We start from the raw sequence: 2,233 nt of genomic DNA on the forward strand, positions 1-2,233 counted from the left end.
CGGGGGTCTCCGCGGCCGGTGCCGCACCGGTCTCCGGAGCGGGAGGCATCGCGGCGAGGTCCGGGCCGGGCAGCGGTTCGGCCGGCCATCCGGCGGCCGCCGGCTGGACGGGAGCGGTCCCGGGTTCCGTCACCGGGGGCTGCGGTGCCCAGGCACCGGGCTGCACCGGGTCGGACGGAAGCGTGCCGGGCTGCGCGGCGGGAGCGGGCGCGACGGTCTCGGGCGCGACGGCCTCGGGTGCCTCCGGGGAGGGAGTGGCCTGTGCCGCGGGCTCCTCGTGGGCGACGTCGAAGTACTCGGGCCCCGTGGTCGGCGGCCCCGGCTGCCGTACGGGCACGCCCTGCGGGGGCGTGGGCGCCGGAGCCGCCGGAGCGCTGCTGCGGTCGGCGAGCGTGCGCACCACGCCGGACTGCTCGGGCACGGGCGGCCCCAGGTGTGGCGGCCGGGGAGGCGTCGCGGCGGTGTGGGGCGCGTGCCCCGGGGCCGTCCGCGCGGGCGGCGCGGGGTACTGCCCGTATCCGTCCGACTCGCGCGGGCCGGGTACGGGTGCGGACGCCTGGGGCTGCGCGGACGCCGGCGCCTCGCCCCATCCGTGGGAGCCGGGCAGCAGCAGATCGTCCTCGTAGCCCGAAGCCACACCTTCGACCGGGCCCGCGAAGGTGTACGTGCCGGGTGCCGGTGCACCCGGCTGCTCCGGCTGTCCGCCTGCGTTCTCCGGCTGTCCCTCGCCCGGGACCCGGCCGGTGTCAGTCATGCGTACCCCTCGCCCATCGGTAGTGCTCCTTCCGGCCCCAGCGGGCGCCCGCCGTGCCCCCGTCCGACCCGTCCGGACATCGACAGACAAAGTGTCAATACCGGCCGGTGGCACAACGGTCCATCAGCCTACCCGCCACCGCACCCTGCGGGGGGCGGGGGTGGACGACTGGCCCCGGTTGGTCCGGTTCGTCTCGGACGAGATCACATCCGGCTGCCCGACAGCAGGAAGACGACCGCGCGTTCGCGTTCCGTCCACTCCCGGGTGTCCAGTTCCAGGGACTGGAGCAGGGCGCACTCCACGGCGTATCCGCCGTCCGCCAGCACCCTCCCGACGGCCTCGGCCTCGTCGCGTGTGGAGGCGTGTGTGACGATCCTCTCGGGCCTGCGGTCGGCGCAGGCGGCGACCGTGCGCACCCCTCCCCCACCGACGCGCACCACATCGGGTTCGGGCAGCGCCTCCAGCGCCAGGGGCGCGATGCCGTGCACGACCTGGAGCTGGACGCCGAAGTGCCGTGCGACGGCGGACATCCGCGCGCAGGCCGCCGCGTCGCGCTCGACCGCGAGGACCGCGGCACCGAATCGGGCGGCCTCCACGGCGACGGCTCCGCTGCCCGCGCCGATGTCCCACAGCAGGTCGCCCGGTCTGGGGCCGAGCCTGGCGAGCTGGGCGGCGCGCAGCTGCGCGGAGTCCGCGGTCCCCGCCGCGGCCGCCCGGGCGTCCTGCCCGGTGTACTCGGAGGCCGGCAGGGCCCATCCCCGCACGGTGGGCGGGTAGTTCGGATCGCGCCCGGCCAGCCATCCGCCCTGCCCCGGCGCGCCGGACCCGGCCGCGGCCGCCGAACCGCCCACCACGATCACGACGTTGGGGTCGCGCCAGACGTGGTCGGCGACCTTGTCGGAGGTCAGTACGGTGACCCGCTCGCGGTCGGTGCCCAGTGCCTCGCAGATGAAGAAGGTGCGGTGCACCCCCTCCAGCAGCAGGGCCAGTTCGGCGGGCCCGGCGCCGGGCGAGGTGAGGACGGCGACCTTGGTGTGGGCGCGGCAGACGTTGACGGCGCGGCGCAGGGTGCGGCCGTGGGCGACGACGATCTGGGCGTCGTCCCAGGGCATCCCCGCGCGGGCGAAGGCCGCGGCGACGGAGGAGACGGCGGGTACGACCTCGACCTCCAGGCCGTACTCGGGCGCGCGCAGGGTGCGCACGACCCCGAAGAACCCCGGGTCGCCGTCGGCCAGGACCACCGCGGTGCCGCGGTGTCCGGCGATGCGGCGGGCGGCCAGCGCCACGCTGCCCAGCCGGATGCGCTCGGCTTCGGGCGGCACCTCGGGGAGGGCCAGGTGGTGGGCGGCGCCGGCGACGAGGGTGGCGGCTCCGAGGGCGGCGCGGGCCGCCTCGGTCAGCGGCGAGCCGTCCCACCCGATCACGGTGACACGGTCGGCCATCGTCGGCTCTCTCCTGGCGCGTCGTGGGGGCGGGGAC

The 2,233-nt window shown here is 77.1% G+C and carries 1 protein-coding gene and 1 pseudogene; both read right to left on the bottom strand.

The window, feature by feature from the left end; all coding sequences use genetic code 11:
- Window positions 1–754: pseudogene (locus L7D48_RS28320) on the bottom strand (5,6-dimethylbenzimidazole synthase); the annotation flags it as partial.
- Window positions 755–957: 203 nt separating this feature from the next.
- Window positions 958–2,196: a precorrin-6y C5,15-methyltransferase (decarboxylating) subunit CbiE gene (gene cbiE / locus L7D48_RS28325; RefSeq protein ID WP_237883880.1), complete on the bottom strand. Its 1,239-nt coding sequence runs from the start codon at window positions 2,194–2,196 to the stop codon at window positions 958–960.
- Window positions 2,197–2,233 lie beyond the last annotated feature (37 nt).

The organism is Streptomyces sp. ICN903, from assembly GCF_022015835.1.
Taxonomy (GTDB): Bacteria; Actinomycetota; Actinomycetes; order Streptomycetales; family Streptomycetaceae; genus Streptomyces; species Streptomyces fenghuangensis.

What these genes read in the sequence shown, in the direction of transcription:
- cbiE (WP_237883880.1), bottom strand. Translation starts at nt 2,196, where the DNA reads ATGGCCGACCGTGTCACCGTGATCGGGTGGGACGGCTCGCCGCTGACC.